The sequence below is a fragment of the Dyadobacter sp. HNCC25DJ187 genome (assembly GCF_056895255.1).
Window position 1 is genome coordinate 1681852 of the sequence record NZ_JBXHAT010000002.1, and the last position, 25693, is coordinate 1707544.

18 protein-coding genes are annotated in these 25693 nt (G+C 43.6%); 7 read left to right on the forward strand and 11 right to left on the reverse strand.

From position 1 onward, the window contains the following. Positions 1-6 precede the first annotated feature (6 nt). From AC1XUE_RS17905 to nirB, 8 genes are all read right to left on the reverse strand, one after another. The gene (locus AC1XUE_RS17905) at positions 7-1320 is read right to left on the reverse strand and encodes a DUF4302 domain-containing protein (protein ID WP_483357358.1); all 1314 of its coding nucleotides are present in this window, start codon (positions 1318-1320) and stop codon (positions 7-9) included. A gap of 26 nt (positions 1321-1346) precedes the next feature. Then, positions 1347-2270 carry a zinc-binding metallopeptidase gene (locus tag AC1XUE_RS17910; RefSeq protein ID WP_483357359.1) on the reverse strand — a complete coding sequence of 308 codons (924 nt, stop codon included), beginning with the start codon at positions 2268-2270 and terminating at the stop codon, positions 1347-1349. A gap of 48 nt (positions 2271-2318) precedes the next feature. Further along, positions 2319-3806, reverse strand: a complete 1488-nt coding sequence (locus AC1XUE_RS17915; protein WP_483357360.1) for a RagB/SusD family nutrient uptake outer membrane protein — start codon at positions 3804-3806, stop codon at positions 2319-2321. A gap of 47 nt (positions 3807-3853) precedes the next feature. After that, positions 3854-7231 (reverse strand): SusC/RagA family TonB-linked outer membrane protein, encoded by a 3378-nt coding sequence (locus AC1XUE_RS17920; protein WP_483357361.1) that lies wholly within the window; start codon positions 7229-7231, stop codon positions 3854-3856. A 238-nt stretch (positions 7232-7469) separates the two neighbouring features. Continuing rightward, positions 7470-8150 (reverse strand): response regulator, encoded by a 681-nt coding sequence (locus AC1XUE_RS17925; protein WP_483357362.1) that lies wholly within the window; start codon positions 8148-8150, stop codon positions 7470-7472. 20 nt (positions 8151-8170) lie between these two features. Further along, entirely contained in the window at positions 8171-9601 is a 1431-nt protein-coding gene (locus tag AC1XUE_RS17930) for an ATP-binding protein (RefSeq protein WP_483357363.1), read from the reverse strand. 9 nt (positions 9602-9610) lie between these two features. Continuing rightward, positions 9611-9964 (reverse strand): nitrite reductase small subunit NirD, encoded by a 354-nt coding sequence (nirD, locus tag AC1XUE_RS17935; RefSeq protein ID WP_483357364.1) that lies wholly within the window; start codon positions 9962-9964, stop codon positions 9611-9613. A gap of 153 nt (positions 9965-10117) precedes the next feature. Next, entirely contained in the window at positions 10118-12634 is a 2517-nt protein-coding gene (gene nirB / locus AC1XUE_RS17940) for a nitrite reductase large subunit NirB (RefSeq protein WP_483357365.1), read from the reverse strand. A 280-nt stretch (positions 12635-12914) separates the two neighbouring features. Between nirB and cobA the strand changes: the two genes are divergently transcribed. The 6 genes from cobA (at position 12915) to AC1XUE_RS17970 (ending at position 22207) form a co-directional block, all read left to right on the forward strand. Beyond that, entirely contained in the window at positions 12915-13673 is a 759-nt protein-coding gene (gene cobA, locus AC1XUE_RS17945) for a uroporphyrinogen-III C-methyltransferase (protein ID WP_483357366.1), read from the forward strand. Positions 13674-13754: 81 nt separating this feature from the next. Continuing rightward, on the forward strand, positions 13755-15113 hold the full coding sequence (locus AC1XUE_RS17950) for an alginate export family protein (protein ID WP_483357367.1): 1359 nt from the start codon (positions 13755-13757) through the stop codon (positions 15111-15113). Positions 15114-15242: 129 nt separating this feature from the next. After that, on the forward strand, positions 15243-16553 hold the full coding sequence (locus AC1XUE_RS17955; protein WP_483357368.1) for a NarK family nitrate/nitrite MFS transporter: 1311 nt from the start codon (positions 15243-15245) through the stop codon (positions 16551-16553). A gap of 81 nt (positions 16554-16634) precedes the next feature. Further along, positions 16635-20267 (forward strand): molybdopterin-dependent oxidoreductase, encoded by a 3633-nt coding sequence (locus AC1XUE_RS17960; RefSeq protein ID WP_483357369.1) that lies wholly within the window; start codon positions 16635-16637, stop codon positions 20265-20267. A gap of 9 nt (positions 20268-20276) precedes the next feature. Beyond that, on the forward strand, positions 20277-21740 hold the full coding sequence (locus tag AC1XUE_RS17965) for a rubredoxin (RefSeq protein WP_483357370.1): 1464 nt from the start codon (positions 20277-20279) through the stop codon (positions 21738-21740). Further along, complete coding sequence (locus tag AC1XUE_RS17970) at positions 21737-22207, forward strand: nitrate reductase associated protein (protein ID WP_483357371.1); 471 nt, start codon at positions 21737-21739, stop codon at positions 22205-22207. The genes AC1XUE_RS17965 and AC1XUE_RS17970 overlap by 4 nt, the downstream gene beginning before the upstream one ends. Positions 22208-22309: 102 nt before the next feature. Here the strand turns inward: AC1XUE_RS17970 and AC1XUE_RS17975 are convergent, their stop codons facing one another. The 3 genes from AC1XUE_RS17975 to AC1XUE_RS17985 all read right to left on the reverse strand — a co-directional run bounded on the left by AC1XUE_RS17975 (position 22310) and on the right by AC1XUE_RS17985 (position 23485). Then, positions 22310-22888: a precorrin-2 dehydrogenase/sirohydrochlorin ferrochelatase family protein gene (locus AC1XUE_RS17975; RefSeq protein WP_483357372.1), complete on the reverse strand. Its 579-nt coding sequence runs from the start codon at positions 22886-22888 to the stop codon at positions 22310-22312. Between the two features lie 12 nt (positions 22889-22900). Beyond that, a complete protein-coding gene (locus AC1XUE_RS17980) occupies positions 22901-23203 on the reverse strand; it encodes a type II toxin-antitoxin system VapC family toxin (protein ID WP_483358007.1) in 303 nt (100 codons plus the stop codon). A 108-nt stretch (positions 23204-23311) separates the two neighbouring features. Beyond that, complete coding sequence (locus tag AC1XUE_RS17985) at positions 23312-23485, reverse strand: hypothetical protein (RefSeq protein ID WP_483357373.1); 174 nt, start codon at positions 23483-23485, stop codon at positions 23312-23314. A gap of 246 nt (positions 23486-23731) precedes the next feature. On the opposite strand from AC1XUE_RS17985, the gene AC1XUE_RS17990 reads away from it, so the two are divergent. Next, a complete protein-coding gene (locus tag AC1XUE_RS17990) occupies positions 23732-25678 on the forward strand; it encodes an ABC-F family ATP-binding cassette domain-containing protein (RefSeq protein ID WP_483357374.1) in 1947 nt (648 codons plus the stop codon). Positions 25679-25693 lie beyond the last annotated feature (15 nt).

Genomic DNA, 25693 nt, shown 5'->3' on the forward strand with positions numbered 1-25693 from the left:
TCAAATCTATATCCTGAACCAGTTAATCCAAACTGTAGCATCCTTGGCATTCACCATGTCATAGGTTTTTTCGGATGTCTGGATAAGGTAGTAGCCGGTGGATTCATAAAGTTGCGCTGACATTTGAGCCACCGGACCGGTCGTCGGCACATCACCCAGGGTGCCAGCATTAGAGAAAATAACCCTACCATCACTGGTAAAATTAGGTGTACGGATTGCAGTACCATAATGCAAAGACAAACTCCCGTTTTCAAAAAACGCAGGTGCAAACAAATCGTAGTTTGAGCCGTAGGCAGGTATATACAAGTACACTACATAAGGAAAAGAATCGGACGTAAGGTCTTTCAAACCAAATGCGTCATCCACACCATTTACATAAAATCCTGAAACCGAACGCCACTCACCGCCAGTTGCAACTGGTGCATTATACCATCTTCGTGCCGCAGCTATATCCACAGCCAAAGGTTTAGACGCGCCACTCACTGATAATGCAGAATTCCCTACAGATAGGGTTAACTGTTTTTTAACATCATCCCAAAGAATATTATTGAACCCGCTTAACGTATTTGATCCGTTTACAAGTGGATTGGAAAAGGCAATTCCTGTTGAAGTATAGTAGAAGGATGTGGTGAAACTTTTGGTTGCAGTTCCTTCCACCCAAGTCATAGTAATCATTCTAAGCGATGTATTTACATTCATTTCATAGGTTACACCACCTATCGTAATTCTCTTAAAATATACCGGATAAAGATCTATCTTATTAAACAATAAACTTTTCCCCAGTCCACCAGTTCCGTAGGCAACAGCTTCAGCCTGGCTCGCCTTAGTCAGCACCAACCTCGTTCTGTTTTTGGTACCTATCAGTGTAATGGTTCCATTGTCAAGTGTATCTGGACTAAATGAAAACTCAAAGTCAGATTGTAGACCTGATCCATAATCTCCCCCGTTCACACCTCCGTCGGGATCTGCCAAAACATGCAGATAGGAATAGGTATCAAATACGAGGGACGGAACTTGTAAGGCCTTTACCTGGTAACTGCTCTCCTTGGAAGTCACAGCCGATTCCGGATCAAAATCAGAGTACATAACGACTCTGTTCTGATCATTAAACTTGAAATAAAAACTGTAAACACCGCCAGCTCCCGGATAAATAGCTCCCTTCCAGCCGTATTCCGAACCCACCAATTGTTTTTGATAAGTATCCAGTGCTGCATTCACCCGCTCATTCGATGTTTGTTCAAACACAGGATCTTCTGTTTTACATGACAGTAAGACCACAAAAAAAAGCAGCGGCAGTATGGTTGATAAATTCTTTTTCATATCATCGATAATTGAGCATCAATATCCTAAATCAGCTTTACAAATTCGGCCCGGCATTTGGTTTGTAACTTGTAAAAATCAATTCCCCACGCGGTTTTAAAGTAGTTAACCACCAGTGCCTCTTTACGCCGGAGTTTTGCCTGTGCATCGGCTACGCTAGTACCATTGACGCTATCTCCTTCTCTGATAGAATTAACCATTCTGGTATATCCGTCTTTCCCTTCGGTCAATAGAATTGCAATGGTATCGACGAAATCATCGTCATATTTTGAAGAGGCATACGGAGTTACGAAACCATCTGCCAAAGCTGCCCGGTCGCTCACGTTAATCCAGTTCTCTCCTTGAAACAGCCCTTCGCTCACTCTTTTAAATTCAACAGGATACATGATATTTTGATGTAAAATGTGCCCGAACTCGTGCTGAAGGGTTCTCACAGTTTCTTTTACGACGTTTGAATCTCTACCTGCCACGTACCCGGGCATACCTTTTACTTTAAAATTATTCACATCAAAAATAACGATCTTCCTCCCTCCTTCTGCCTGCCCCAGTACTACTCCGCCATTCGATAAATACTGAACGCTTCCCGACAGCACAAAAAGTTTGGGAGAATATTTGTTAAAAAATACAAGGCCTGCCTGTTCTATATAGGGATTTATCCAAGCCTGACGCACAAACCTTGCAAACGGAATAACAAGTTCTTCTTTGGGCGGAACGAGCGTCTTGGATATATCGCTGAACTCAAACTGATCCCATTTGTAGTTCACTCCTATATTATACGGTGTGGTCAGGCTATCAAGAATCCATTTATCTATGGGCCCCTGAGCCGGAAGTGGTCGGTTCAATCCCGATATACTCTCCACATCGCCCAGATCGTCCTCTTTACAAGACATCATCAGGGATGAAAAAGCGATGACGAAAAAAAGTTTTACTAAAATGTATTTGCTATTCATATGTAAGGCTGTTTCCTGTGTATCAAAGTTCAAGTAATGTCCTGAAAACTATCTCTTGTTAAGTTCCAACCCCGACAAGGTCACCGATTGCGGCAATTGCAACTGCCGGCGAGGGTCGTCATAAGGAACGCTGATTGTTCGTCCTTCAGCCGTAGTATGTGTCACATCGATTCCGTATCTGAGCATGTCAAACCATCGCATACCTTCCTGGGTAAACTCTAATCTTCGTAAGTCCATGATGCTGTAAAGTACGCCCAGATTGTTATTTCCAGTCGTGTTGCTCAGCCTGTAGTAAGTGCGAATCTTTGGAAGTGTAATCGTATGATTAGCCGATGAGTAATTTCTGATACGCGTGCTGGTAAACAAATTTATATCAGCAAGCGCAGCCGCCTGATTCCCCAAAAATAAATTTGCTTCTGCACGGTTAAACAATACTTCCTCAGCTGTAAACAGTGGGACCATCACATAGACAGTTCCTATTTCCGCATTTACTGATTCTTTTACAAAATATTCATCCAGCTTGGGAATCAATAAATTACCTTCACCTACAGTGAAAATAGGATAAGCCCACGCAGCGCCTGAACCTGCGAGATTACTACAAGCAGATATCTCATCCCAGATAGGATTCGTAAGTCCATACCTGTAAGTAGGTGTAAAGCGCCCAACCAAGGAGTTGGTCTCTACCAGTAAGAGGTTAGCGTTTTCTGTTGCCCTGGAATACCGCTTATACAATTGCTGGTAAGAAAGCGGCAGGTACTCTGTATTCCATGGACGCAGATTAGATCTAATATCTCCACTCGGAAAAACATTATTGGCATACTGAACCACCTTTGCATAATCTCTTTTAACCAGATAAAACCGGCTGGCAAAAGCATTGGCTGCTGCGGTGTTAAAATGGTATTTCGGTACTGTATAACTCACATCCTTTATCAAAGGCAACCCGGCCAGTAAATCCTTTTCAATCATATCATACACATACGCAACCGTTTTACGCTCATATTGTTTGATAACAACGCTTTCGGGCTCGGTGACATATGGAATTCCGGGATCACTGGCTGCGGTAGCCGGATCATAAAACTTGCTGTAAAAACTTACCAGCATAAAATGCGCGTAAGCTCTTGCTACCAATGCTTCTCCCTTCTGGGCCTGAAAAGCAGCAGGGTTTGCATCCGCAGCAATAACTGCCAGTGCCTGGTTGGCCACTGCAATAGCGTGATACGCCTGAGCCCAATACATATCCGGAGAGTCCTCCTTATCCACCGGTGCATCAACAACCTCAAACAGGTATGAGCCTCTGTTTACGCGATCATCTGTACCCACTCCCTTATCCCCTGCGTTATCACTCATTGCCTCACTGAACACCACATAACTTCCCTGAGGATAAGCGGTAACCAGCAACTGAGAGACTTGTTCTGGTGTTCTCAGTGTTGCTCTGGTACTATCCGGCTCCGTGGCAAGGAATTGCTCACAGCCAGCCAATGCGAGCAATGGCAATACCAGTGAAAAGTGCTTTAAATATTTTTTAAAATGTTCCATTGTGATCCTATTTCACGAAATTATTTTAAGTCTTTATCTTTGATTTGCTACAATGAAAATTTCAGAGAAGCTGTAAACTGCTTTTGAATCGGCTGAGCTACACCGCCTGTATTGAAAAACTCAGGATCCTGCCCTTTCAGTTTTTTATCGGCATAAATTAACCAAAGATTAATGGCTGATACCTGTATAGAAGCATTGGTCATACCTAATCTTTTAGCCACAATCCCAGGAATGTTATACGCCAGAGAAACCGATTTTAACCGTACAAAATCTCCTTTTGCCACACGTTCAGATGAATAATTGTAAGCAGTGTAAGGGTAGATACCCGCCAGTTCAAGTGTATTGGTAGTTAAGTTGGGTATGGATGGAATGGTTGTCACTTTCTCATCCCCGATCAGCTCCCAGCGATCATTGAATTCCATTGGATATGCATCAAGATCGCTGAATGCAAACCTTCCGTTGGAATTTCCGTTGTACAATGGTCTGAGTCTTATCTTATTTCCTGCTTGTCCGGTGAGCAGTACATTCAGACTGAAATTCTTATAACTCACAGCATTATTGATCCCACCTGTAAGTGGCGGATCTACCGGCCCTTCATATTTCAAGTATTGGATGTTCTGGTCCTGCAAATAAATATCAGATGTAAGTTCACCATTTTCGTTGATGAACATGGGTACACCATTACGGGCATTCAAACCCTGGAAATCAACTGAGAATAAGCTTCTCACCGGACGCCCTTGAACATTAGCGCCTTCTGATTTCACCATGTCAAATATATTCGGCAAATTATCGACATGTGTAATATTGGTATGTGAATACCCGGCAGTTAGCCTTGTTCGCCAGGTTATGTTTTTGGACTTGTGAAAAACCGCATCTACTGAGAGGTCTATTCCTTTTGACTGCATATCAGCATAATTGGCAATTTTGAAGGTTTGGCCACCAATACCTGAAGTTCTGAAACGATCAATCAGATCGAAACTATTGCGCAGATACACATCTGCTGTAAGCGATAACCTATTCTCCATAAAGCCAAGATCCAAACCTAAATTACCGCTATACAGCTTTTCCCAGGTCAATTCCATATTTGCCAAAGAAGCCAGGTCAATGGCTGATTCCTTTTCATCCGAAAAAGGACGATTTGTAATGATGCTCTGCAGCAAAACTGCTGAATTGGAAGCAGGCCCGGTGCTCGCCGTTAACCCATAACTTCCCCGGATTTTTGCATAGCTGATCCAGGTCAGATCTTTGACAAACTCCTCCCGGTCAAGGTTCCAGGATCCGGCTACGGTCCAGGTTGGTAACCAGCGTCCGATATTAGATTTCCCAAAACGGTTGGAGCCGTCGTAACGAGCATAGGCAGTAAAGTTATATTTGTCATTCAATGTATATCCTAAACTTCCGTAAAATGCTGCGAAACGATCAAACGTTCTACCCATCTCAAAATACGGAAAATTACTTTCAATGGTCTGTTTCAGTATCCTGTAGTCAACAAAAGGAACACCTCCCTGGTCATACTGATATCCATATCCCGTATTACTGAAGTTCTGACGATTTGTAAATTTAATTTCCTGGCCTACAAGCGCATTAAATGCGTGTTTATCCTGAATAACCTTATTGTACCTCAGATTATTTCTGACATTATAAAAGACCATTTCATCTTCTGCACGATTATAAAAACCTCCTCTTGGCAAAACAATTACAGGCTGAGCGTCAGGATTATCGGGATCGGTATATAGGAATTTGTTCAGTCTGGCTATTTCCGAAGTCCCGGCCGCTCTGTAAGCATTAGCCATGTTGGCATTCTCGTTAATTGTATGTTCTCTGCCAGTCTTTATGTAGCGCAAAGCACCCATAAAATCATACTGAATTTCTGGTGTAATCTTATAGGTTAAATCTCCCTGTAATCTGATATCTGCCAGATTGAGCTGAATTTTATTGTTTTCAAGCTCTGTAAGAATATTGAAAGGAGCAAAATTTCTCCTGAAATACTCGCGGTCTCCATTTTCATCAAAGGCCGTCAGAGCGCGACTTGTATTGAGGGCATAGCTGAAAGGATTGATATCAAAATCACGACCATATGTACCATCGACCGGATTGCTCTGTCTGGATAGGGAACCGGGCGCATTCTGGCGCCTTAGAGATGACAAAGTTGAGAAGCCTACCTGCACCTTTTCAGAAAACTTGTAATTGTTTCTAAAGTTAAGTGTATACCGATTTACCTTGTCCGCGACAGTCCAGCCATTGTCATTCAGAAAACTGGTTGAAAAATAAGACTGACTCTTTTCCGTACCGAATGATACACTCAAAGAATGCTCCTGTAAAAAGTTATTGTTGAAAAGAATATCAAACCAGTCGGTATTTGCTCTGGCATATCGCATTAGGAAGCTTCTTCTTGCTTCCTCGGTATTTGGCGCTCCGAATGTCCCCTCATCATTGCCCGGCCATAGACTGTAATACTTCCCGAAAACTCCATAATCCGGCCTGTCCAATATACTGGACCTTAGGTAACCTTTGTCCTGCAATTCAACATAAGCACCCATTTGCTCTGCAGAATTCATGATATTGAAGTTCCTGTATGATGGCTTGAGTTGCGTACTGAAATTACCTGAATAGGACACCGACAGGCTTCCGCTTTTACCTTTTTTGGTCGTAATAACAATTACTCCGTTCATAGCCCTGGCACCATACAAGGCGGCTGCCGCAGCATCTTTCAGAATGTCAAATGTTTCGATATCATTGGGATTAAGACCTGCAACAGCAGATCCCAGAAGTGTCGTGGGGTCACCACTGGAAAGCTGATCATTCGAAATATTCACAATATCTTCCAGCACCACCCCATCAACGACCCAAAGCGGTTTATTATCTCCGTTTAGTGAAGTAGCGCCACGAATACGGATCTTAGGTGCAGCCCCGAACGTACCGGAAACATTTTGAATCGAAACTCCGGCAGCTCGCCCTTCCAGCATGCGGCTTACATCCGGCAAGCCATCAATTTTTACATCATCCGCCTTCAGCGTGACCGCCGAACCAGTAAATTTACCTTTATCAATTTGCTGAAAACCTGTCACAACCACATCCTGCAAACCTACAGCGTCTTCGGCCAATACAATATTAACTACCCTTGCTGCAGGAATTTCTTTCGTTACATATCCGATCATGGTCACCACCAGCGTGGCACCTGAACCTACATTGTCCAGAACGAACTCCCCTTCGGAATTGGATACAGTGCCATCCTGGGTACCCTTAACTCTAACCGTAGACCCGATTAATAATTCGCCGGTAGCACTCTTGACAGTTCCTCTGACCGGAATGACCTGAGCTGTAGAAACAGAAAAACCCCAGAGAATAAAAAGTGTGATGAGAAGCGCATGCAGCATGACAAAACGGAACAAACCCTGTCCGCAAATCCGGTAAAAAATTTTCATACGTAAGGTAATGTGTAAGCTTAATAATGAGATGCCACAGCAACGGCGCAACTTTCGTTTCTTCAACCAATTGTATACATTCAGCGACAAATAAGGAAAAGGATAAACTTACCTGTCCTACTTAAAAATCGTGATATACAAAAGTCAACCTATTAAATAGGTTGACTTTAAGCTAAATATCCTAAAAAAGTTCTTTGAATTTATCCGAAACCCAAATTATTATTTTATACTTTCTAATTCAGGAAGATCTGGGCACAGTGCGAAGCGCCAGACTGATGAGTTCTGCTGTATTTTTGACATTAGCCTTTTTCATAATACTCGCACGCTGGTTGGCCACTGTATTGGCGCTGATATCGAAACGTTCGCCAATTTCCTTGCTGCTCAGGCCTTCTGTCAAACATGTCAGAATTTGCTGTTCGCGGGGAGTGATCAGTTTCCAGACAGAAATTTCTTTTTGCTCATCTACGACAGATCCTTTCACCGATGTGAATGCACTGTGTTGCATCAGACTCTTGATAATGATCGACGAGGCATGTGGTGGATAGTAGAATTCTCCACGGGCCACGCTTCTCACCGCCTTGAGGATCTCCTCCTGACTGGTGTCTTTTTCAAGATAGCCATAAGCTCCATGATGCATCGCCGAAAGAATATAATCCGGATTGTTGTGCATACTGAATACCAAAATCCGAGCTTGCGGATGCAGCGGAACAATGTCCCTGATGGTTTCAATACCGGATTTACGAGGCATGGTGAGATCAAGCAGAACAACATCAGGATGCACTTTTTCGATCATTTCGGCCACTTCGTCTCCATCAGAAGCTTCACCGGCAATGATAATATCATCCTCATCTTCGAGCAGAGTAATAATTCCCTGCCTGACAACGGAGTGGTCATCAACAACTAAAATTCGAATGGGCATGGGTTTAGTTTTTTCAATCTTTACTCAGGGCAAACTGTGATTTTGAGCAATGTTCCGGTAAGAGGATCAGAAGTGATTTCAAGATCGCCCGCCATTAGTTTCGCTCTTGTCCTCATATTTTCAATTCCATTCTGAGAAAGAACTGAACCCTGTTTGCTTTTCAAATTACAAATTAAAAACCCTTTACCATCATCTTTAATCTGCAAGATGGCGCAATTCTGCTTTTCTTCCAATTTAATTACGATATTGTCCGCCACGGCATGTTTCACTGCGTTATGCAAAGCTTCCTGTGCAATGCGGTACAATCCGATTTCTACCTGGGAATTAAGGTGCAAACTACCAAAGTCAGATTCGTAGTAAATACGGAGACCTGTTGAGTCGGCAGTTTGCTCGCACAAAAGCTTTAACGCAGCATTCAGACCAAAATCCGCTAAAACCGACGGCATCAGATTATAGGAAATTTGTCGTGTGGTTTGGATTGTATCCTGAATAAGTCGTACGAGCCGGTCAAAACGCTCCCGTTGCTTTTCATCCTGGAACTGTATCTGCCTCAATTTTTCAGCATGTAATTTTAATCCTGTCAGCATTTGTCCGATCCCATCATGCAGCTCACGGGCAAACCGCTTTCTTTCCTCTTCCTGGCCTTCAATGATGGCAGCGGTTCTGATCCGGTCCTCGCGGAGACTAAGCTGATAGCGTTCTTCTTTGACTTTTAGCATGGCATGCTGCGCCTCAACCAATTGCGTATTCTTTTCTTCCAGACTATCATTGGCTCTGATCAATGCCTCTTGAGATTCATACAGCATTTTGACAGCGCGTCGTGTTTCATTCACCACCGGCCTGAATATCAGCAAACCCTCAGCCAGAAGCACCAGAATGGTCATAATATCCATGATCCACTCTATTCTCTCTAGGTTTTTTAATCGCTCGAAACTTTCTTTATCATACTGAAATACAATCTCGTTCATTTTGGAAAGAAATACGGGTTCCATCCTCAGAATCAGCTCCAGTTGTTTCTTCTTTTCATCGGCGGCAACATTCCGGTCTTCAATTTGCTGAAAAGCCTGATACATGCTGTCGAAAACAGGATTAAGACTTTCGAACATGGCGTCCAGGGGAGCACTTTTCCATACGACTATCTCCTCGCCCACCGTCAGTCTTCTCTCTGCAAGCTGAGTATGGCTTGTTTTCCATACCTGTAAAAGCGAATCAAAGCGGACCGGGTCGCTATACGGTATCTCCTGGATTTTTACCAGTGAGAGCTTGGTGAGTCTTTGACTGATCATTCGTTGCCTGCCAGCCACATTCACAACCCGACCGTCATAGTTCAGACTACTGATTGTTTTTCGGATCAAAAACAAGCTACCTAAGGTCAGAAATGCTACGACGATAAGAGCTACAACGTAAAAACGCGTGAGACTTCCGGCCACGCGTTTATCAACTTTCTCCATGTAAAAATGTTACAGTCCTATATATACCTGATTCTCTTTAACCATGACTGGAAAGGTATGGATACTGTATGCTTCATCGTTCAGGCACTGGCCGCTTCGCAGTGAGAATGTCTTTTTGTGGAAAGGACAAGCCACCTTGGGCTCACCTTCCTGACTTCCGATCATTCCCCGGGCAACGGCCATTTGCTGTCTGTGCGGGCACATATTGTCAGTCGCATACCACTCTCCACGTCTGGAAAAGTTAAATATAGCAATTTGTTTTCCTTCTATCAGTGCGCAACCACCACCGTCAGCAGGAATGTCTTCCACATGGCAGGCTTTGTGCCAGGTAATTCTGTCTTTTGTGTTTTTTACAGGTTCCATGATTTTTGTTGGTAATCCCTCGGCCATGCCTCGGGTTATAGATGTATCTAATCCTCAAACACAGAGTGGTGCCCCACTCCAATTATACAGGTATTTAAAATGCTATTCATTCTTCATATTTAACGCCAAGTCCTTAGCCCCATGCTCATGGACCTAAACCCATTCCTTTACACGCTTCTGATCACGCATGCTTTCAAACTGAACCGTAGGATCTTTTACCGGGGCGTTGACAAAGTGTGAGAATCGTTTTCTGAGCTCAGGATTTTCCACTACCTCTTTCCATTCACATTTGTAAACATCAATTAACGCCTGCATTTCAACTTCAAGCTGGCCGGCAATGCCTAAGACATCGTCCACCACTACTGCTTTCAGATAATTTATTCCACCTTCCATTTTATTGAGCCAGGTAGCAGTCCGGGTAAGCGGATCGGCTGTTTTGATATAAAACATCAGGAAACGATCAATCAACTTAAGACAAGTTTCACTGTCCACATCCGTAGCAATCAATTGTGCATGCTGCGGTTTGGATCCGCCATTACCGCACACATACAAGTTCCAGCCTTTTTCAGTTGCGATGATGCCGAAGTCTTTACTCTGTGCCTCTGCACATTCACGGACACAGCCGGAAACGGCAGATTTCAATTTGTGTGGAGACCGAAGACCCTTGTACCGATCCTCCACCTTGATAGCGAAAGACACAGAATCCTGAACTCCAAAGCGGCACCATGTAGAGCCCACGCAACTTTTAACAGTTCGCAACGATTTGCCATACGCATGACCACTTTCAAATCCGGCATTAATCAGTTCCTCCCAGATATCCGGCAAATCGTTCAGGTGTGCACCGAACAGATCGATCCGCTGCCCTCCTGTTATTTTAGTATACATGCCATATTTCTGCGCAACCTGACCAATTACGATCAGCTTTTCCGGTGTAATTTCGCCGCCTGGAATACGTGGTACGACAGAATATGTTCCCCCTTTCTGGATATTAGCCAGATAACGGTCATTGGAATCCTGAATCGTTGCGCGGTCTTTTTCCAGAATATTCTCATTCCATAAACTGGCAAGAATAGAACCTACCAAAGGTTTGCAGGTTTCGCAACCGTCTCCATATCCAAAATGATCAAGTACTCCGTTATAGGTACGGATCCCGTTCATCTTCACCAGATCAAGTAACTCCTGGCGGGAATGATCAAAGTGTTCACAGATGACATTCCGAACATAAACCCCTTTTTCTTTTAGTACTCCCTGGATAATGTCCTTTACCATAGGCAAGCAACCGCCACAACCCGTTCCTGCCTTGCAACACTTTTTAATTGCATCAATCGTCGTGTGCCCATTTTCACCTACCTCATGACACAACATTCCTTTCGTCACGGCCTCACATGAGCAGATCAGTGCATCATCCGGAAAGCCCATCACTCCGGCACCTGCTTCCTCACCTCCCCGCGAACCCAGGATCAGATCTTCGGAATCGGGAGGAAGAATTGTTTTGCTTTTACAGGTTTGCAAAAGCATGTTATATTGTTCCGCGTCTCCCACAAGAATTCCACCTAAAAGCTGCTTTCCATCTTCAGAAACATTGATGCGCTTATATACACCTTTGGCTTTATTTTCGTAACGGATTGTTCTGCAGGCTGGCTCCTCTATAAAGGGATCTCCAAAACTGGCCACATCTGTTCCGATCAGTTTTAGTTTGGTTGACATATCGAATGGCGAAAAAGATTTTTCACCCCCCATCAGATTGTTGACCACCACATCCGCCATTTCATAACCGGGCGCAATAAGACCATATATCATATGATGTGCGAGAGCACATTCACCGATCGCAAAAATATGAGGATCAGAAGTACGCAACTGATCGTTCACGATGATACCACCTCTTGGATGTGTTTCCAGAGAGGCAATTTTCGCCAGTTCGTCCCGCGGGCGAATACCGGCTGAAATTACAAGCATATCTACATCCAGAAATGAGTTGTCGGCAAACTGCATTCCTTCAATACAATCATTCCCTTTTATTTCCTGAGTACTTTTCCCAAGATGAATATTTAATCCAAGTGATTCTAACTGACTTTGCAACATCCTCGAGCCGGCATCATCAATCTGCCGCGGCATCAGTCTTGGTGCAAACTCCACTACATGCGCTTCTTCCAGCCCCAGATCCAGCAATGCTTTGGCAGCTTCCAACCCTAATAAACCACCACCTAAAACAGCGCCTTTCTTTGCCTTTTTGGCATAGGACTGAATCAATTCCAGATCTTCTATAGTACGATATACAAAAACGCCGTCTTTCTCTACTCCGGGAATCGATGGCACAAATGCACCAGAACCGGTCGCCATCACCAAATAGTCGTAATGCACTACATGCCCATGATGGGATCTTATCAGTTTTTCTTCTCTATCGATATCTACCACAGGATCAGATAAAAACAATCTGATTCCATTTTCTGTATACCACTCAGCAGGAGCTAATGTCAGATCATCAGCCGTTTTTCCTGCAAAAAATGCGCTTAGATGAACACGATCATAGGCTACACGTGGCTCTTCCCCAAAGACCGTCAATGCAAAATCCTGATCATTTTTACGCTTCGACAGCAATTTCTCACAGAACTTGTAGCCCACCATTCCATTGCCTATAACTACAATCTGGATAGTTTTTTGTGCTTCCATAGTGAATAATAACTATAATTTTAGAATAACACTATTATTTTATTGCAATATTCCAATAATACTATAAATACCACATCAAATATTACTGAGCAAAACTAAATCGCATTTTTAGAATTTCCTAACTTTTTATTCGCTAAATGGTTAATTTTTAAACATAATTTTTGGCAAAACTATTGTTTTTAAAAATAATGACCTTAATTTTGAACCAACAAATACAAATAGTTATGTTTTACTATTCGTAGTACATTTCCAATATTCACCATATATAATAGATAAAGCGATGGAGTCTAGACTAACACTGGTTGGAGCAGGACCCGGAAACGGAGAGCTGATCACGCTTAAAGGAGTAAAAGCATTGCAAACGGCAGATGTTGTCCTATATGATGAACTGGCAAATGCTGCGTTACTGGAACATGCTCCCGAGCACGCCTTAAAAATGTATGTAGGCAAAAAAGCGGGTGATGCTTCATTTTCACAGGACGAGATCAACGGACTTATCGTACGACTTGCCAGAAAAAGAGGCCATGTAGTGAGACTGAAGGGTGGTGATTCATTTGTATTCGGACGAGGACATGAAGAAATGGAGTATGCACGTAACCATGGCATTGCTGTAGAAAATATACCTGGTGTATCCAGCTGTATAGCTGTACCTGCATCTTTGGAAATTCCGGTAACCCGAAGAGGTGTCAGCGAAAGTTTCTGGGTGATTACTGCCACTACCCGCTCCGGAGAATTATCAGAAGACATTCGACTGGCTGTACAATCCAAGGCAACAGTCGTCATTTTGATGGGAGTGAACAAACTCAAAGAAATCTGCGATCTGTACAAGCACTTTGGAAGGGGATACCTACCCATGGCTGTTATTCAGAATGGTACCCGCCCTGACGAAAAAAGTGTAATAGGACAGGTATGGGAAATGCCGCATCTGGTGAAGGAGAATAATATCGGCGCTCCTGCAATTATGATTCTTGGAGAAGTAGTTGCTCTGCACCCTTCCTATGCAATCGAATATTTACGAAATACGTATCAGGAACAATAGCCAGCATCAGTAAGAAATTATACAATAGTCTAAGTACAATCAGCCGCGCTCATTCAATATTCATTTTATAAATCCATTTAAATGAGAACAGTTATTTACTCTTTTGCACTATGCCTTTTACTTGCGGGTATGCTGCTACCGGCTGAGGGAATTGCGCAATTGACCGTATCAGGACAATTGAGAACGCGTACCGAATTACTGCACGGACAAGGAACACCACTAAAAAAAGGTGAAGACCCTGCCTTCTTTACATCCCAGCGAACACGCCTCAACGTTGGCTATAAGGCATACAGGATGAATTTCTTTGTAGCCGTACAGGATGTACGCGTGTGGGGACAGGATGCTTCTACCAATAACAGGCTTGTCAACAATACTCAAAATGGACTGATGCTGCACGAGGCCTGGGGAGAAATTAGTTTGCTCGATACCAACATCACCAAAACAGGTAAAGAATTCGGACTGAAGATCGGACGGCAGGAACTGATATACGATGACGCCCGACTACTTGGAAACCTGGACTGGCTACAACAGGGACGACGCCACGATGCCGTGATACTGAAATTTGCGCAAAATGGCATTACTGCACATGCAGGCGCTGCGTATAACCAGAACCGTGAACTAAAAACAGGTGGCTTGTACGATGGTGTACCAGTGGGCTACGCCGCGGGAACCAACGGAATCGGAACCATGTATAAATCGATGCAATTTGCTTACATCGGAAAGAAATTAAGATCAGGAAATGTGTCTTTGTTGATTTTCAAAGACGATTTTCAGAAATATACAATGAGTGAGAGCAATGCAAAAGTATACCAAAAGGGCACCTGGAATCGCGTAACTGCCGGTCCATATCTAAGTACCAAAATAGGGAAGAGCTGGAATGTAAATGCAAGTGCGTATTTGCAAACAGGTCGGGATAAAGATGGTGCCAAACTAAATGCACACATGCTTTCAGTGAAAGGACTTTACAATGCAGGCAAACGCTTCTCAGCGGGCCCAGGGTTTGACTATTTGTCCGGCTCGCAATCTACATCGAGAAACAACCATACATTTGATCCGTTATATGGAACGCCGCACAAATTTTGGGGACAAATGGATTACTTCTATGTAGCTAATGGCTTCGGAAGAGGTGGTCTGTCAGACCTTTACTTACACACCACATTTACAGCAACTCAGAAGCTTTCTATCCAAACCGATCTGCATCATTTTTCCAGCGCCGCAGAAGTCAGAAATGCTGAATTACAACCTATGTCATCCAACTTTGGCAATGAGCTTGATATTATTGCAACCTATAACATGACCAAGTCGATCAGCTTTCAGGGTGGCTATTGTTCCTTTCTTACCACCAATAGTCTGGCCTATGTCAAAGGCGTGAAAGATCCGCAGAAAATGGCGAACTGGGCCTATGTCATGATTAATATTAAACCTGAATTCCTGAAATAGTTATCAACTGATACAAAGCTTTCATCCTGAGCGGAGTCGAAGGAAGACAAGCAAGTTAAAATACCTCGACTCCGCTCAGTGTGACATAATCCTTACAAACACTTACACGAATTTTTAATTATCAAACGCATGGAAACTACCAATAAACCACTTGAAAAATTAAACATTTTTAGTTTCAAGGGCGTGCAAATGCGCACCTTCCATCTCACCTGGATGGCTTTTTTCCTCTGCTTTTTTGGATGGTTCGGACTTGCACCACTCATGACGGTAATCAAAACCGATCTTGGGCTAAGCAAAGAGCAGATCGGAAACATCATTATTGCTTCAGTGGCAGCTACGGTTGTAGCCCGTATCGCGATTGGTAAACTATGCGATTCATGGGGTCCGCGTAAAACCTATTCAGCCCTGATGGGAATTTGTGCTATTCCTGTCATGTGCGTCGGGCTGGTGCATACTTATGAAGGATTCCTTTTATTTCGTCTTGCGATCGGGGTTATTGGAGCATCATTTGTGATCACCCAATATCATACCTCAGTCATGTTTGATAAAAAAATCGTCGGTACAGCCAACGCGGTGGCTGGCGGATGGGGAAACCTTGGCGGCGGCGTCACCAACATGGTAATGCCTATGATTTTTGCCGGATTTATAGGTGCAGGTTATTTGCCTGAGTCGGCATGGCGTATGGCGATGGTGATCCCAGGGGTAATGCTGCTGGTTTTTGCTGTACTTTATTATCGCTACACAAAAGACACACCTGCCGGAAATTTCGAAGAACTGACATTCATCAATCCGAAAGCTACCAAGACCAAAGGCTCACTTGCTATCGCAGCAAAAGATCCGCGCACCTGGGCATTGTTCCTTGCTTACGGAGCATGTTTCGGAATAGAAATAACTTTTGACAATATAGCGGCACTCTACTTTTATGAGAATTTTAACGCCAGCCTCGCAGTAGCAGGTATACTTGCAGGAACATTCGGATTCATGAACTTATTTGCCAGAGCGGTAGGTGGAATTGTTGCAGACAAAGTAGGACGCAGATTCGGAATGGTGGGTAAAGGACGCTTACTCGCAGCATTGCTTGCCCTGGAAGGAATAGGCATTGCACTTTTCGCTCAAAGCGGAAGTATTACTGTAGCGGTCATAACTATGCTGATTTTCGCCATGTTCCTCAAAATGGCGAATGGAGCTACTTACGCCATTGTACCGTTTATCAACCAAAAAGCCATTGGCTCTGTAAGTGGGATTGTAGGTGCTGGCGGGAATGTGGGCGCAGTATTGGCAGGTTTCCTATTCAAATCAAGCTCTATTACTTATTCTCAGGCATTCGTATACATTGGCGTCGCCATTGCATGTGTAGCGGCTATTGTGGCACTCATCAATTTCGACAAAAGTACCGATCCTGTGACCGAAGTAGGCGCGCTGGAGACGGCAGAGGCCTGATTAACCAAGTAAGCTGTCAGACTAAGCAGAGTCTTGTCAATAGCTGACTAAAAACATACAGTACATCCAAAATTCATCATCATGAAACCAACCGCCAATTCGTTTAAATCAACCTGCTGCTATTGTGGCGTAGGTTGCGGTGTTGTGGTTCATCAGGAAACAAACGGACAACTACGCCTGGAAGGAGATCAGGATCACCCGTCGAACCAGGGCAAGCTTTGCTCTAAAGGCATGAACCTGCATTATACCGTAATGGATCAGTCGGACAGACTTTTATACCCACAAATGCGCATGAACCGGTCGATGCCCATGCAAAGGGTAAACTGGGACGATGCATTGGAGAGAACAGCAGCCGTTTTTAAAACATTTATTAAGAAATTCGGACCGGATTCTGTTGCTTTTTATGTATCTGGTCAGTGCCTTACGGAAGAATATTACCTGGTTAATAAGTTGATTAAAGGATTTATCGGGTCCAATAATATTGACACCAATTCCCGGCTATGTATGAGTTCGGCGGTAGTGGGATACAAACTTGCACTGGGTGAAGACAGCGTGCCGGTATGCTACGATGATATTGAAGAGGCCGATGTATTCTTTATCACGGGTGCCAATCCGGCGTGGTGCCATCCTATCCTATGGAGACGAATAGAAGCGCATAAAGCAAAAAATCCCAATGTTAAACTGATTTGTGTTGATCCACGTCGCACCGACTCGGCACGTTCATCTGATCTGCATCTGGCGATCAATCCTGGGACAGACATTGTCCTGAACAATGCAATCGGAAGACTTCTGATCGAAGAGGGCATGATCAATGATGACTTTATTATCGATCATACAGATGGTTTCACCGCATTCAGAGAAAAGGCTTTTGAAAGATCCATTCAGGAAGCGGCTGAAATCTGTGGTGTTAGTGCAGCTGACATCATAACAGCGGCAACCTGGATCGGGAAAGCAAAAGGTTTTCTCTCCCTTTGGACAATGGGACTCAACCAGTCGGTAATTGGCGTAAATAAAAATTTATCGCTGATCAATCTACACCTCATTACCGGAAAAATTGGCAAACCCGGTAATGGCCCATTCTCGCTCACAGGCCAGCCTAATGCTATGGGAGGACGGGAAACGGGGGGATTGGCAAATATTTTACCCGCACATCGTGAGGTGGTAAACCCTGAACACAGACGGGAAATGGAGGAATTCTGGAACAGTCCGGTAAAAATTGCAGACAAACCAGGACTTACTGCTACCGAAATGTTCGACGCGCTGGCCAATGGGAAACTGAAGGCAATCTGGATTATCAATACCAATCCATTGGTAAGTATGCCGGATGTAAATATGGCTGAAAAAGCGCTTCAGAATGCAAAATTTGTAGTTGTTCAGGATATTTCCAACCGTGCAGATACCGTCGCGTTCGCTGATGTCGTATTGCCGGCTGCTGCATGGCTGGAAAAGGAAGGAACAATGACCAACGCGGAAAGGAGAATCACCCATTTACCCAAAGCTCTGGACGCGCCGGGAGAAGCTTTGCCGGATGCGGAAATCATCTGGCGATTTGCTGAAAAAATGGGCTTTGGTGATTCTTTTAAATATGAAAATGCTTCGCAGGTATATGATGAATATGCAAAAATAACGGCCGGAACTACTATTGATGTAACAGGTGTCAACTATGATTTACTGAAAGCAACACGGAGCATACAATGGCCGTTCAGCGCAAAGGGTCTGGAGCTTGGGGCACCGGGCCATCGGAACGTAGAACATACAGAGGATCACAGCGAGATAAACTTCCATTCCTCAGCCCCAGGCAAAGCTTCGGAGGACAGACAACGCGCGCTATCTGAAACCGTAGGTACAAAAAGACTGTTCACGGATCATCAGTTTTACACGCCTAATAAAAAAGCACAGATTTTCGCTGTAAACGACGAAAATACTTCTGAAGCTACAGATCAGGATTTCCCGCTCGTACTCACAACGGGACGCATCCGGGATCAGTGGCATACCATGACGAAAACCGGACGTGTCGCAAAGCTCAATCAACACACGCCTCAGCCATTTTTACATATACATCCACAGGATGCCTCAGCCAGAAACATTCAGGAAGGACAACTGGTAGTAATAACCAGCCGACGTGGTGAAGTTCGCGTAAAAGCACAGATCACAGAAGATGTAAAAGCCGGACTATGTTTTTTGCCGATGCATTGGGGAAAGATACTGGGCAGTAACCTCGGACGAGCGAATAATCTTACCAATACCCTTGTCGATCCCAAATCAAAAGAACCTGATTTCAAGTTTTCGGCTGTAGAAGTGAGTCTGTATCACAAACCAGTTGAAAAAATTATCATTATAGGGGCAGGATCGGCAGGTTTAGGCTTTATCAATGCTTACAGAAACCTTAATCAGGAAGACGAGATTCATGTATTTTCAAAAGAGATATATCCATTTTACAACCGGGTACTGCTTCCGGACTACATCAGCGGAGCGCAGTCATGGGAACAGCTTGTCAAACTAAGAGAAGATCAATTTGCTGCCAATAACATCCACGTTCATAAAGGAACTGGTATTGTACGCGTCGACCGTCAGAATAAACTGGTTATTGACGATCATGGTAATGAGCATACATACGACAGACTGATATTGGGAATGGGAAGCCGTGCATTTATGCCAAAAGGAGTCCCCAAACTTCCTGGTATATTCAACATGCGATCACGCCTGGATGCCGATTCACTGCTTCCGTTTCTGAAACAGCCCTCTCCTCATGCAGTGATCGTAGGTGGAGGTATCCTGGGACTGGAACTGGCTGCCTCTTTCCGCGAAATGGATGTGCGTGTAACTGTAATTCAAAGAAGTGGAAGATTGATGGAGCGTCAGCTGGATCCGCTGGCCTCTGAACTTCTATATCAGGATCTGAAAGAACGTGGTGTGGAAATCTATTTCAACGATGAAGTGTCTATTTTCTCAGGATCTGATAAAGTAGACGGCATCAGGTTAAAATCAGGTAGAAAAATAGACTGTCAGGTAGTTGTAATGGCTATTGGTACAGTCCCTACTATTGAACTCGCGACAGCTGCAGGCATTAGCTCTAAACGCGGAATAGTAGTTAATGATTATATGCAAACATCGGATCCGGACATCTTTGCAGCAGGTGAAATTGCTGAATGGCGCGGACAAATGTGGGGAATTACACTCGGAGCTGAGCAGCAGGCCGAAGTCGCCGCACAATTTATCGCGGGTGATATTTCCCAACCTTACAGAGGGAGCACATCCATGAATATCCTCAAAATGGAAGGATTGCACCTTTGCAGTGTAGGACTTACTGAAGTTCCTGCAAATGACAGCAGTTATGAAGAAATTACGTTTATAGATAAGTCTAAGCGGTATTACAAAAAATGTATTGTGCACCGTGATCGCCTGGTCGGCTGTATATTGATTGGAGATAAAAATGAATTCCTGGAATTCAGAGACCTCATTGCAAATGGCATCGAGCTTTCGGAGAAGCGCCTGCAACTACTCCGTGCAAGTCAGAAAGCGGATCCGTTAGAAGGGAAACTTGTTTGCTCGTGCAACAACGTCGGCAAGGGAAACCTGGAAAATGCAATTAAAGAAGGATGTACCGATTTTCAGCAGCTATGTCAAAAAACAGGTGCCGGAACAGGTTGTGGGTCATGCAGACCGGAAGTGAGGTCTATTTTAGAAAAAATGAACGAAGGCGTTCTTGTTTAGACAGTAGCTATGAGAGACTATTATAATGTAAAGATCAACTTACCTGGAGGAATCGCTTCACCCGGAGTACTGAAAGAAATTCTTTCAGCAGCCTGGAAAGCGGATGTTCGTGATGTGCGATTCGGATCGCGTCAGCAATTACTGATGACTGTCCATTACGAGCAAATGAAATTCCTGGAACGGGATCTCAAAGCACTGGATATCTTACATAACATCAATCCTGACAAACACCCCAATATCATCAGCTCTTATTGCGGAGAGGGTGTTTTCAGAACCGGACAATGGCTGGATGCCAATGAATATCATACAGCCTTTGATAGCTTTGAGCATACGCCTGCACTTAAAGTGAATATATCGGACTCTAATCAGAGCTTTACTCCCTTTTTTACAGGGAATCTGAATTTTATTTCCTCACCCGAACCTCACTTTTGGTATCTGTATGTTAGACCAAAACAAAGCAATGTATTATATAAATGGGATGAACTCATTTATACCAACGAGATTGGAAAGGTTGCAAAACAAATCGAAGATCAACTCCTGGACGAGCATGTGACAGATTTACCGGAGCTATTCAATCGCATCAAAGAGCAATTGAATTATATCGCTTTGCCTGTTACCCAGGAACTTGAACTGCCTGCCTTTTCACTACCTTATTACGAAGGCTTCAACCGTTATGAATCGCGTACGTGGCTTGGCCTTTACCGCCGGGATGAACAATTTTCTGTTGCCTTTCTGCTGGACGTATGCAGCCTTTGCATGAAAACCAGAATTGGCGAGATCTGCACTACACCTTGGAAATCGCTTGTCATAAAAGGTATTGAAGATCAGTATAGAGGCGAATGGAGCAATATTCTGGGGAAGCACAATATCAATGTTCGCCATGCAGCGAACGAGCTTGCCTGGCAGACTGAGGACAACACGATAGAAGGCACACAGCTTAAAAAAGACCTGATCCGTTACATTGAAAAGAATGACACCCGCACATTTGGCCTCTGTTTCGGTATACAGACACGTCCCAAATCCGAAGTGTTCGGATCTGTACTGATCAGAAAAAGGCCGCTTTTGCAAATTGGGCAACTTTCTTTATGGAGTGTCTACGATCTTTACTACACCGAGAATTTCAATCCCAACAGCCGCCATCATATACTTTTTGAGAAGGGATTGTATAAAATCCATCTGGCAGGACAGGTAGAGCGCCTATGTCGAAAGTTTAGCAATAAGCGATTCCGCGACAGTGCCGAAAACATCAGAAATGAAACCGAAGAAATTGCAAAACCGCCGGTTATGGCTCAAACTGCACATCAGTGTCCACATTGCTTCACTATATATGATGATTCATTCGGTGATCTGTTGCAAAATGTGCCTGCAGGTGTTTTGTTTTCGGATCTGCCCGACACCTATATCTGCCCGACGTGCGAAGCCCCAAAAGTTGAATTTGAAGAAATCATTTTATCCGAAACCATCAACGCATGACGATTCATCCGGTTACTACATTTTTTTTCAGGTTTGAGAGCGACTTTGTAAGTACACTTAAATGTGTGCCGATGATCGTCCGCTACAAACTGGATAGCTGCGGTATAAAGCTCAAATTGCATGAATGGGCGAAATTCAGCCTGTCTGATAAAGAAATGCTAGCCAATATGCCCTGCTTTTATATGCAAGAAATACAGGCATATCGTGATTCCGTGAAAAAACTGGTAAAGATCTATTTCGGTTATGAAGCCAGCACACTGGCATCTGTAGACGACAACTGGAATAACATCAGCGAAGTGCCCCAAGAGATTCAGCAAAAAGCAAAAGAATGGGAATGTCAGCCTATTTCCTTAAAAGACTGGATTAATATGAATACGTTGCAGCGTTTCGCGCTTATAAAACTAAGTCGATCAGGACACGAAGGGAGAAATTTCCCGCTGGCTTTGCGGGAATTCGGAGTGATTTGAGTTCTTGCTAAACCTAGACGAAGGAGTTTTATCTGAGGTTCTGCTAGTTCTTTGGGCCGCAACTAGAAGTCAAATAAATACGTCATTTGCATTTATTCCAGTTTAGCTTTTCTTATCAACCAGCACAGAGGTGATCCTATTAAGCTCATCCACTTTGTAGGCAAAATCTCCCTTCAACATATCACGAACTGCTTTAAGCTGCTCCATGGCTACTTCCAGATTTTCTGGTAACGCTTCATTCAGCACTTCTTTTAACCGCTTAGCCATAGTCGGGGACATTCCGTTTGTTGATATAGCCACTTTCAGATTTCCCTTTTGCACAACAGAAGAAAGATAAAAGTCACAAAGCGGAGGCGTATCTGCGACGTTACAAAGCAGATGCCGGGTTGACGCAAGTGTTTTGATTCTTTCGTTTTCGGCCTTATCATTGGTAGCGACAATCGTCAGATCCTTTTCTTCCAGATCCGTCTCTTCAAATTTTCTTTCAATCAAGACTATTCGGGAATTTGTTCTGGCTACATCTCTGATCTCCGCCCGGATTTCAGGAGCAACCAGGGTAACCTTCGCCTCAGGAGAATTGTTTAAAACGGCTGTAATTTTCTCCAGCCCGACATAACCGCCACCCACAATAAGGGTATGTAAGTTTTCGAGTTTTAGGAATATGGGAAATAGATTGTTCAATAGAAAGGAATATTAGTTGTTCTCTACAAGGTTAATTATTTCCTTATAAGCTTTAAATTTTTCATCTGCAGAAATAAGTGCCATTCGTTCATGGAAAGCCGTTGCGATAATGAGTCTGTCAAACGGATCTCTGTGGTGAGGAAGTAATGGTACCTCGTCATACTTTGCGATATGTACATCTTTAAGTAACAGGATACTAAAATTATCATCTTTCATTCTCCGTATAATATCTGCTACAGGAATGTTTAACTCAGGAATCTTATTGATCTTTTGCTTTATAGCTATCTCAAACAGTGAAATCTGGCTAACATAAATTTCATTTTTCTCTAAAAATCAATAAGGCATTTAAAGCTAATCTACGAGGATCTGCAATAGCCCAAATTAAGATCTGCGTATCGATTAAATACTTCATGAGATTGACAGTTACATATAATCTCTAAGATCATTCAACGGTTCGTTAAAATCATCAGGAATACTATATCCCTTGTTAGCAAGACTACCTATCCTAACACCCACTTTCGGCTTATCAACGTCATCATCTGATAAAAACATAACCACTACTTTGGCTTTTCCTGTTGTAGGGGCTGGCTCTTCCAACTAACCTCTCCATTCTCGAATATCCCTTTTATGGCTGTATACATATCACACAAGTATTTATTTTTAACAGATAAATATTACATTATTATCCAGATCTACAGGCAGTATATATCAGATAAATCTACCACTTGTAGACGCAAACAAATTTACAATAATAATATTGCAATTCCGGCTCGCACTTTCATTTTATAACTATTCCAACAACTACCTTTTTTCTATCTCCTTCTTTCCCCGTACCTTTGCGGCATGATCGCGATTACTAACCTCAGTTATTTTTTGGGCGACCGTGCTTTGTACGACGGTGCGTCTCTTCATATTAAGCCAAAACAAAAGATCGGACTCATTGGTCTGAATGGAACCGGAAAGTCTACCCTACTCAGGATGATCAACGGGGAGTTTCAGCCGGATGGCGGCCATATATCAAAGTCTGGGGATTGTACCATCGGATTTCTTAACCAGGATCTGCTCTCATACCAAAGTGACGAATCTATCCTTTCCGTGGCTATGCAGGCCTTCGAACGGCAAAACGAGCTACAGGTTCAGATCGACAAGATCCTGCATGAAATGGAGCATAATTACAAAGATGAGCTTATAGACAAACTGGCACGGGTTCAGGACGAGTTCGAAGCTTTGGATGGCTATACAGTTCAGTCAAAGGCAGAAGCCATTCTGGAAGGTCTTGGCTTCGTGACGGGCGATCTCCAAAGACCGCTGAGATTATTTTCCGGGGGATGGAGAATGCGTGTAATGCTGGCCAAATTGCTTTTGCAAAAGCCGTCGTTACTGATGCTCGATGAGCCCACCAACCACTTGGACTTACCGTCTATTCAGTGGGTGGAGAAATATGTGCAAAGCTATGAAGGTGCTGTGATCGTGGTAAGTCACGACAGGCAATTTCTTGATAATACAATTGATACAACTGTTGAAGTTTCAGGTGGAAAACTCAATTACTATGCCGGAAACTATTCTTTTTATCTGGAAGAAAAAGACGAGCGTAATGAGATTCAGAGAGGTGCTTATGAAAACCAGCAGGCTAAGATACGCCAGACGGAACGCTTCATTGAGCGCTTTAAGGCAAAAGCAACTAAATCCCGCCAGGTACAAAGTCGTGTAAAAGCACTTGACAGAATGGATGTTGTGGATGCCGTCGTTGACGAAAATGCCAAAGTACATTTCCGCTTCCAGTTTACGACCCAACCCGGGCGCCATGTATTTCAATTGGAAGAAGCCTCCAAGGCTTATGGTGAAAAAGTGATTTTGGACGCGACCAATATCAGCATGGAACGCGGCGATAAAATTGCCTTGATCGGAGCTAACGGACGCGGAAAATCAACAGTGCTGCGTGTCGTAGCCGGAGACGAACCTATTGAAGGAAAAAGAAGATTGGGCCACAACGTCATGTTCACCTTCTACGCACAGCACCAGCTGGAATCCTTGAACATCAATCACAACCTGATTGAAGAGCTCAAGTACGCCAATCCGAATAAGACTGAAACTGAGCTAAGAACAGTGCTGGGGTGTTTCCTGTTTACAGGTGATGACGTATTCAAAAAGATCAAGGTGCTTTCCGGAGGTGAAAAATCCCGTGTAGCCCTTGCCAAGGTATTGCTTTCACAGGCTAATTTCCTGCTGCTCGATGAGCCTACCAACCACTTGGACATGCAATCTGTTAATATTCTGATACAGGCGTTGCAGCAGTATGAAGGAAGCTATATTGTTGTATCCCACGACAGGTATTTCGTTGAAAACATAGCAAACAAAATCTGGTATATCGAAGATCACCAGATTAAGGAATATCCTGGCACTTACCAGGAATATGAGGTATGGGTTGAAGAGCGCGGATTGCAATCTGCTGTAAGTGACAAAGCTGTTGTAAGCAGTGCGCCGCCGCAGAAAGCAAAGAATCAGCCTGCACCGGCTCCAGCTAAAACTGCTAATAAATCATTCTCAAACGAGGATACTCAAAAGTTAAAAAAGGCAAAGAAATTGGTGGAGGAAATGGAAGAGGCGATCAGTAAGCTGGAAGTAGCGAAATCAGAAACCGAAGTAAAACTTGCAGAGCCGGCAATCTATAATGATGCCAAAGCACTGGCTGATCTCAACCGTTCCTATGCTGAAATCAAACAAAAGCTTGATAAAGCCAATGATGACTGGGAAACTGCAATGCTACAAATTGAAGAACTGGCAGGATAGCTAACTATAATTATT